Annotated in this window: 6 protein-coding genes; all 6 read right to left on the bottom strand. The window is 67.5% G+C overall.

The annotated features are described in order from the left end of the window. Positions 1–17 precede the first annotated feature (17 nt). A complete protein-coding gene (fadD32, locus tag NG1_RS25920) occupies positions 18–1,931 on the bottom strand; it encodes a long-chain-fatty-acid--AMP ligase FadD32 (protein ID WP_062974990.1) in 1,914 nt (637 codons plus the stop codon). A 189-nt stretch (positions 1,932–2,120) separates the two neighbouring features. Then, positions 2,121–3,164 (bottom strand): LLM class F420-dependent oxidoreductase, encoded by a 1,044-nt coding sequence (locus tag NG1_RS25925; RefSeq protein ID WP_083863172.1) that lies wholly within the window; start codon positions 3,162–3,164, stop codon positions 2,121–2,123. Positions 3,165–3,334: 170 nt separating this feature from the next. Further along, positions 3,335–4,270 (bottom strand): cutinase family protein, encoded by a 936-nt coding sequence (locus tag NG1_RS25930; protein ID WP_062975003.1) that lies wholly within the window; start codon positions 4,268–4,270, stop codon positions 3,335–3,337. Between the two features lie 47 nt (positions 4,271–4,317). Beyond that, complete coding sequence (locus NG1_RS25935; protein WP_062974992.1) at positions 4,318–4,842, bottom strand: DUF732 domain-containing protein; 525 nt, start codon at positions 4,840–4,842, stop codon at positions 4,318–4,320. 125 nt (positions 4,843–4,967) lie between these two features. Continuing rightward, positions 4,968–6,767, bottom strand: a complete 1,800-nt coding sequence (locus tag NG1_RS25940; RefSeq protein ID WP_062974994.1) for an alpha/beta hydrolase-fold protein — start codon at positions 6,765–6,767, stop codon at positions 4,968–4,970. A gap of 222 nt (positions 6,768–6,989) precedes the next feature. Further along, positions 6,990–8,030 carry an alpha/beta hydrolase gene (locus NG1_RS25945; protein WP_245548770.1) on the bottom strand — a complete coding sequence of 347 codons (1,041 nt, stop codon included), beginning with the start codon at positions 8,028–8,030 and terminating at the stop codon, positions 6,990–6,992. Between the last annotated feature and the right edge of the window lie 616 nt (positions 8,031–8,646).

Here is an 8,646-nt window from a genome sequence, read left to right on the forward strand (position 1 = left end):
GAGGCCGCCCCTGGCAATTACTCTTCCGGTGCATCGGGGAAAGCCTGCTGGGTGTAACCACCCCGCAGCGTTCCCTCCAGATAGGCCGCCCGGCACGCGCGGCGGGCGATCTTGCCACTGGACGTGCGCGGGATCGACCCCGCGGGCACCAGCAGCACGTCTCGAACGGTCACGCCGTGGCGCTGGGAGATCGCCGCGCGCACCGCGTCGGCGATGGGCAGCGGATCGGCCTTGCCCGCCCCAGGACCACGCTCGCCGACGACCACCAGTTGCTCGGAGGCGTCGTCGGCGTCGAACGCCAGGCCGGAGTGGCTGCCCTGCTCGAACACCTCGGCCGGGAGCTGGTTGGCCGGCACCGAGAACGCCGCGACGAAGCCGGGCCGCAGCGCGGTGCTGGCTTCCTGCGCGGAGAACTCCAGGTCCTGCGGGTAGTGGTTGCGGCCGTCCACGATCACCAGGTCCTTCACCCGGCCGGTGATGTAGAGCTCGCCTTCGAAGTACACGCCGTAGTCGCCGGTGCGCATCCAGTTCGCGTCCGGCTCGGTGCCCTCGGCGTGGCTCCCCTGCGACAGACGCTCGGTGACCTTGTTCTGGAACGTCGCCGCGGTCTCGTCGGGACGACCCCAGTAGCCGATGCCCATGTTGTTGCCGTGCAGCCAGATCTCGCCGACGTGCCCGTCGGGCATCTCACGACCGCCACCGGACTCGACGGACTCCGGATCGACGATCGTGGCCCACTGCGAGAGCGCGACATAACCGCAGGACACCTGCGCTATCGCGTCCTCGTGACTCGGATCGACCTTCACCATGCGCCCCGCGTTGAGCTCCTTGCGGTCGACGTAGGTGACCTTCGCCTCGTCCTCGTGCTTGGTCGCGGAGACGAACAGCGTCGCCTCGGCCATGCCGTAGCAGGGCTTGATGGCGGTCTTGGGCAGGCCGTACGGGGCGAACGCCTCGTTGAACTTCTTCATCGACGAGGTGGTCACCGGCTCGCTGCCATTGATCAGGCCGATGACGTTCGACAGGTCCAGCGACTCGCCGTTCTTCGGCAGACCACGCGCCGCAGCGTGCTCGAACGCGAAGTTCGGTGCTGCGGCGAAGGTTCCAGCGCCGTCGGACACCGCGGCCAGTTCCTTGATCCAACGGTACGGACGCCGGACGAACGCGCTCGGCGACATGATGGTGATGTACTTGCCGCCCACCGCGGGCAGGATCACCGTCAGCAAGCCCATGTCGTGGAACAGCGGCAGCCAGGTGACGCCGCGCGAGTTCCAGTCCAGCTTGATCGCATCGACCATCTGCAGCAGGTTGGTGCCCACCGCGCGGTGGGTGATCTCCACACCGGCGGGCACTCGGGTCGACCCCGAGGTGTACTGCAAGTAGGCGATGTCGTCGATCGCGATGTCCGGGCGCACCCAGCTCTCGCCGACGCTGTCGGGGATCGCGTCCACCGCGATGATGCGCGGGCGCTGGGCTGCGGGCAGCGAGCGGAAGAACTGCCGGACCCCGGCAGCGGAGGAGCTCGCGGTCAGGATCGCCGAGGGCTCACAGTCGCCGAGCACGGCGTGCAGGCGATCGGTGTGACCGGGCTCGTCCGGGTCGAACAGCGGGACCGAGATGGTGCCCGCGTAGATCGCGGCGAAGAAGGAGATCACGTAATCCAAGCCCTGCGGCGCGAGGATCGCGACCCGGTCGCCCGGGTTGGTCACCTGCTGCAGTCGAGCGGCCACCGCGCGCAGCCGAATACCGAACTCACGCCACGTCAGCTCCTGCGCCTCGCCGTCGCGCTCGCGCGAGTAGTCGATGTAGCGATACGCCAGGGTGTTCGCGTCGTTCCGGGTGTGCTTCTCGACGTGATCAACCAGGGTGTGATCCTCGGGAATACGGATGTTCCCGGTTTCGTCCAGGTAGTCGTCGAAAGTCTCTTCCATTCCTTCTTCTCCTCCGAGGCACACGCAGCAAGACGGCGAATCGCCGCTATTACCTGTGAGGCCCCGACTCGCTTTCGCCCGCGGGTGCTCCAAGTGCAGAGCCAGCCTGCAGATTTTGTGCGGTCTGCGCGGTGACCGCTTATCGGCTAGATGTACTCAAACCAGAGTCATGTTACAGAGAAGACCGGCTCACTCGTCCCGCAGCAGGGGAATAACGGGGGCGAACGCGTCCATCTGGGTGGGGAATACACCGACGTAGGACATCGAGGTGAGCTGCCGCACACGGCGGATCTGCTCGGCGATCTCCTCGAATGTGCCGATCGCCACGTAGGGCGAGTTCAGGATGTCCTCCACGGACAGCTGAACATCGACTTCCAGGTTCGGGTGCAGTCCCCGGTCCAACGCCGACAGCGCCATCTCCGCGGTCTTCTCGCGATCGTCGGTGATCACGACCGCGGTGACGGCCCAGTTCAGTTCGATGTCGGCGAACCGGTCACCGGCGGCCTCCTTGATCAGATTCACCTTTTCCACGGCCTTCTCGATGGTGATGCCGGAGAGCAGGCCCTTGCCGTTCTTGGTGGTCACCGGAACGACGGAGATGATGTCGGCGTGCTTGGCGGCCAGGCGCAGCATCTTCGGACCGCCACCGCCGGTGCAGATCGGCGGGCGCGGGCCCTGCCGCGGCCTCGGGGTGCCTTTGATGCCCCGGACCTGGTAGTGCTTGCCCTCGAAGGTGCACTCCTGGCCGCGCAGCAGCACGTCGAGAATGGTCAGCGCCTCGTCCAGCTTCTCCAGCCGGACACCGGGCGATTCGTAGGCGATACCCGCGTTGTCGAACTCCTCCTTGATCCAGCCCGCGCCGAGGCCGACCTCGAGTCGGCCCTTGGACAGCACGTCGATGGTCGCCAGGTCCTTGGCCAGCACGACGGGGTGGCGGAAACCGTTCGCCAGCACCGAGGTGCCGAGCCGGATCTTCTCGGTGGCCTGGGTCAGCGCGCCGAGCGCGGCGATCGGCCCGATCTGCTCACCGAGGTGATCGGGCACCACGAAGGTGTCGAAGCCGTATTCCTCGGCCTGCTGAGCGGTCTGCACGAACTTGCGCGCTCCGCCCTCCTGCTTGTTTCCCTCGCCGGCCGCCGCGAAGCGGAACGGACGCAACGGAGTGCCCAGCGCGGACAACGCAGCATCCGCGTCACGGCTCGCCGTGGTGGCCGGTGCGGCGGCTTCTGTCATGAACTCATGCTCCTGGCTGTAAGGAAAATACGGGCGCGACGCCCGCCCGGGGTCTGCGCTGCGGTGGTGCCCGGCGTCGCGATCACCAGCGCACTTTACAGCGTGCTACCCAACTCGAGTTGCGCTTGTCACGCCAAGGGGGTGCGGGGTATCTCACGGGCTGTGAATTCTCACGAATGGGCCGGATGCGGCGCTGCCTCGATGAGGCCCGCCGCCCAGTTGGTGGTCCACTGCGTCGCGGTGGTGCCGTCGCCGTCGACGACGTAACTGTTGTAGAGGGTGTGCACCGGGTTGCCCGCCGCCCGGACCAGCGTGTTCACGCTGCCGAGGACGTTCCACGGACTCAGTGCCTCCCGTGGCGCATCGCAGATCAGATCCCCGGGCGCGCACATGGTGTAGGTGCGGTCGGCCAGCGCGCCGAAGCCCCCTTGACGCGGACCGGTCATCGTGATGCCGGGCACGTTCAACCCCTTCAGCGCGACTTCGGCACCCACGCCGGGCACCGGTGTGCCGATCTGGATCGCCTGACCCGGGCCACTCTCGCCGGTGCGGCGTCCGTCGGCGATCAACGTCACGCCGAGCACCAGATCGGCGGGCACCGGGCCGTCGCCAGCGCCGATCCGCGCGGCGACGTCACCCACGATCACCGCACCTTGGGAGAACCCGGCGAGCACGTAGGTGGTCAACGGGCACTCCTGATGCCGTGCGGCCATGGCATCGACCATCCGCGCCGTGCCCTCGGACCGGCTGTTGTTGTAGGACTGCTGGCCGTCCGGCGGGATCGCGATTGGATTGGAGAACTGCGCGACGTAGGGAACGGTGTACACGTCCACCCGCTCGCTGGGGAACCGCTGGGTGATCGGACCGGAGACGTTGAGCATCAGCGACACCGGGTTCGCGGTGGGATTGTGCGGATCGTCGAAGCTGTTCGACTCCCAGGTGCCGGGCACCGAGATCATCTGCACGTCGGGACAACTGGCCGGCTGCGAAGTCGGCCGCTCCGGCGGCTTCGGACCGGGGCCGGGCGGGCGCAGACGCCCCGCCAGCAGATACCACAGCAGCAGGACCACCAGGACGATCAGCAGCACGACGCCGATCACGACCAGACATCCCGCCGGCCTGAACCGGCGGGAGGTCGAACGGGAACGCGAACTCACTGGCAGTACGTGGCGCGAGCGGTGGTGATGTAGATCTGCCCGGCCTTCTCCACCGGCATCTTGGCCGGGTCGAAGGACGGATCGGAACCTGCCATGGCGTTGACGAAGGTCATCAGATCCTGATCGGACGCACCGGCGGCGGTGCCCTGGCAGACGTACGCGCCGATGCTCAGCGCGATGTCCGGGGTGGACGGGGTGACACCCTGCTTGGCCAGCTCGTCCAGGAACCGCTTGTCCTTGTCGGTGAGCTTCGAGGTGTCCGCGGGCGGGACGGCTTCGGTCGGCACCGGCTGCGGACGCTCGGGGGCCACCGTCGTCGTGGGCTGCTCCGGCGCGGGAGCGGGCTGACCGGTGTCGGCGGGCGTCGATGCGGCCGGCGACGTCGTCGTCGCCGTCGTGGTGCGGGCAGGCGTCGACGGAGTGCTCGTCGCGGTCGAATCATTGTCGCCGCACGCGGCGAGCAGGCCGGTCGCGGCGAGCGCCACGACTACGCCGACTACCTTTCCACGGGTCCGATGCATGAATTCTTGTCCTCGATCTGTCGCTGAGCGGGGGTCGGGTCGCCCACCAGGCTAGCTGTGTTCGATTTGCCGCGCCTTCGCGCGGCGTGTTCGCGGCCCTCTTTCATCGAGTAGACCGGTCCTTCTCACAGGCTGTGGACTTCCGGTTTACCGTCGCGCACCGTGATGAAGCCGCCTTGGAAGTTCTGCTGCATGCCGTCCGAGATGGGGAACTCGTCGCCGGTGGGGTAGCCGAGTTTGCCGTTCTCGTAGCCGGTCTCGCGCCAGGCGTCCAGCACCGGGCCGTTACGCACCGCCCAAGCGCCGGAGACGGGGCTCCAGTAGATGTTGCCGCCTTCGAATCGGCTGAACCGGCCCAGTTCCTTCAGCGCCTGTTCCTCGTCGACCGGGAAGCCGAGCGGACTGTTCTCGAAGCCGAGCTGGGCGTACTTGCCGAGGATCAGACCTTGGACGCGGTGCACGCCGGTGGCTCCGCTGTAGTAGAACGGGCCGTTCTCGAAGGCTTGCACGACGCCGTCGCGGCTCGGTGTCTTGATCTCCGGCGCGACCGGATAACCGGCGGGGCCGCGTTCGAACCCCTGCTTGCCCCATTCCTCCAGGATCGCGCCGCGGACCACCTGGGCACCGGTCTGCGGCGTCCAGTACAGCGAGCCGTTCTGGAAGGGCTGGTACTTGCCTCGACCATCCTCCAGCGCGCGCTCCTCGCCGGTCGGCAGGCCGAGCGGTCCGGTGGGCCCCCCTGCCGCCTGGTAACCCGCACCGAACAGACCGCCGACCGGATACGCGCCGCTGCCCGGCGTGTGGAATACCCGGCCGCCCGCGAAGTCCTGAGCGGTGCCTCCCGCCACCGCGTACTCCCCGGTGAGGCATTGGCGGAGCCACCCCGCCGCGGCGGCCACCGGGCCGATCGCACCGCCCGGCTGACAGTCCGGCTTGCCTTGGTCGACGCCCAGCGCGGAGGCGGCCTGGGCCCAGGACTGGCGCATCTCGAAATCCCAGTACGGCCAGGAGTGGGTGCCGGACGGGCGATAGTTCACCTGCGCCGGGATGGCCAGCTTGGACAGTTTGGTCACGAAGTTCTGCGAGGTGAGCCGCGCGAGGATCTCCAAACCCATGCCCGCGATATTCGTGCTCACCCCGGGTATGCCGAGGGCCTGGTCGAAGGGGCCGATCGCGCCACTGCCGCTGGAGATGTAGAGGCTGACGCCCCGCAGCTTGTCGGCCAGCATGTACGGGTCGTGTGCCTCCCACTCCGGTCCGGTCTGCGGACCCCACATGGCGGCGGAGTCGAACCCGCCCGCGTCGCGCATCGCGAACTCGATGGCCTGGGGCATGCCCAGCGTCGTGGTGGTCAAGAAGCCGGAGTACGAGGCGGCGTGCCGCACGAAGCCGGGGTTGCGGGCGGCCAGGAGCATCGCGGCCGTGCCGCCCATCGACAGCCCTTCCATGCCCCGCACGCTCGTCGCCCGCCAATGGCTCTCCAGCAGCGGCGGAAGCTCCTTGGTCAGGAAGGTTTCCCACTTGTAGGTGCGGCCGTTGTCCGGCTCCAGCCAATCGGTGTAGAAGCTGGACTGCCCGCCGATGGGCAGCACGACGGTGACGTTCTTGTCGGCGAAGAAATCGACCGCCCCCGCCTCCTTCGTCCAGCCGTTCTCGTCGTCGGTCGCGCGCAGGCCGTCGAGCAGGTACAGGACGGGGAACCGGGCCTCAGGGCGGGCGTTCCAGTCCCTGGCCAGCAGCAACTGCACCTGGATCGGCGCACCCATGGACGGCGAGGTCACCCACAGCGCGACGCGACGGTCGCTGAGCCACTGGACCTTCTCCAGCACGGGCGCGGCCACGGCCACCGTGGGTTCCGCGGCCGCGGGCGCCTCCACGGACGTGCCCGCGGCTAGGGGGATCACCAGCGCGGTGGCGAGCAGCATCAGCCGCTCGCGTGCCGAACGAGCGACGAGACGCCCGCGTATGCCACAGCTACCGCGCGTAATCCCTGCCACAGAAGCTTTGTACTCCCGTTATAGCGACGTTTACGGGAGACACGCGCTTCCTAGCAAACTATGTTCGCTGCCCCGCGATGAGCACTGGCCCCGAACGCAATTCAGGCCGCACCGAAACGGTGCGGCCTGAATGCGAGAAGGTGGATCAGATCACCAGGCGCCGGTGGCGTCCAGGATCATGTTGCGGGAGGCGAACAGCTGACCCTCCCAGTACTTCCAGGAGTGGGTGCCCGCGGCCGGGAAGTCGAACCGGGCCGGGATACCCAGCGAGCTCAGGCGAGCCTGGAACGCGCGGGTGTTGACCAGCGAAAGGGCTTCCAGCGCCATCGCGTTACCGGTGTTGAACACGCCGACCGCCGAGTTCGGCTGGTCGAACTGACCCGGCAGACCGCTGGCGGCCGAGATGTACATCGGCAGGCCCTTCAGCTGCGGCGCGAACACGAACGGGTCCATCCGCAGCCACTGCGGGCTCCACGGCGCGGCCATCGAGTCGACATTGAAGCGGCCCGCGTCCAGCATCGCGACGCGGATCGCCTCGCGCATGCCCGGCGCGGAGATGTTCAGGTAGCCCGAGTACGAGGCGGCGAACTTGAACTGGTCGCGGTGGTAGGCCGCGAGAGCCAGCGCAGCGCTACCGCCCATGGACAGGCCGACGACCGCGTTGTTGGTGCGCGAGACGCCGTAGCCCTCCAGGAAGGCCGGGAGCTCCTTGGTGAGGAAGGTCTCCCACTTGTAGGTGGTCTTCTGGCCGTTCAGGTTCGACGGCGCGTACCAGTCCGTGTAGAAGCTGGACTGGCCGCCGACCGGCATCACCAGGGTGATGTTGTCGTTGCCGAACTGCTGCAGCGCGTTGGTCTCGAACGACCACGCGTTGCGGTCGTCGCGGGCACGCAGGCCGTCGAGCAGGTAGAGCGCCGCGTTACCGCCGCGCGCGGCCCACTGGACCTGGACCTTGATCGGGCCCATGCTGGAGGGGACCATCAGGTCCTCGAAGCCACCAGCGGGCGCTCGCAACACCGGCGCGTGCGCCGACGGCGCCGCGGTGGCGAGCGTCGGGGTCGCCAGGCCCGCGGCGATCGGTAGCGCCAATGCGGCGGCACCGACAGCCAGAATTCGATTACGCCAACCGCGAGGCGCGCCTCGTCGTCCCGACTCTGTTCTCTTCGGCGCGGCCGCCCTGCCGAAACGCATGAATCCTGCTCTCTTTCTGCTGTTGTGGTGCCACCTCGCCACCCGAAGGGCGAAGCGGCACCCGTGTTGCCAACGAGACGCACGTCACGGACATGGTCCCGACAATCCGATCCCCGTGACGGCGCTACAACGATCTGGTCACACTTGCGCTCGCTGGACGATATTCGACGGCCCTCGCTTTAGCAAGATCCGAGGTCTTTCCACTGGCCGAAATCCATCCGTTTGCGCAAGGTAATGATGCGGTGACCTTATCGCGTTCTCGCGGTGATGTCGTCTTGGATCGCAAGATATTCGCGCTCCTGGCGGGAACTGTCACCGACCCGAGATCTTCGCAATCCCGGCGTCCCGGCTCGCCCCCCGAACCGGCGCACCGCGCACGCGGTCGACGACGCGAAGACCCGGCAGGCCGTTGACCGAGATGTGATCGGCCCCGAGATCTGCCGTGATAGCCACGAGAATGATCTCGAGCAAACAGTTCTAGCTCTGGAGATCCTACATCAGCGATTTCTCAGCAAACGAAACGAGGGCAGTCGCGCCCTCCTCACCCGCCCCTAAAAGCCCCTACTCTGCCCACCCCTACCCCCAAGTTCGGCTGCCCAGAGCCCCCATACCCCCC

The organism is Nocardia gamkensis NBRC 108242 (assembly GCF_001612985.1).
Lineage (GTDB): Bacteria > Actinomycetota > Actinomycetes > Mycobacteriales > Mycobacteriaceae > Nocardia > Nocardia gamkensis.

Bases quoted from the DNA above. Each gene is read 5' to 3' on its own strand.
- fadD32 (WP_062974990.1), bottom strand. From the start codon at position 1,931: ATGGAAGAGACTTTCGACGACTACCTGGACGAAACCGGGAACATCCGT.
- NG1_RS25940 (WP_062974994.1), bottom strand. From the start codon at position 6,767: ATGCTGCTCGCCACCGCGCTGGTGATCCCCCTAGCCGCGGGCACGTCC.
- NG1_RS25945 (WP_245548770.1), bottom strand. From the start codon at position 8,030: ATGCGTTTCGGCAGGGCGGCCGCGCCGAAGAGAACAGAGTCGGGACGA.
- NG1_RS25935 (WP_062974992.1), bottom strand. From the start codon at position 4,842: ATGCATCGGACCCGTGGAAAGGTAGTCGGCGTAGTCGTGGCGCTCGCC.
- NG1_RS25925 (WP_083863172.1), bottom strand. From the start codon at position 3,164: ATGACAGAAGCCGCCGCACCGGCCACCACGGCGAGCCGTGACGCGGAT.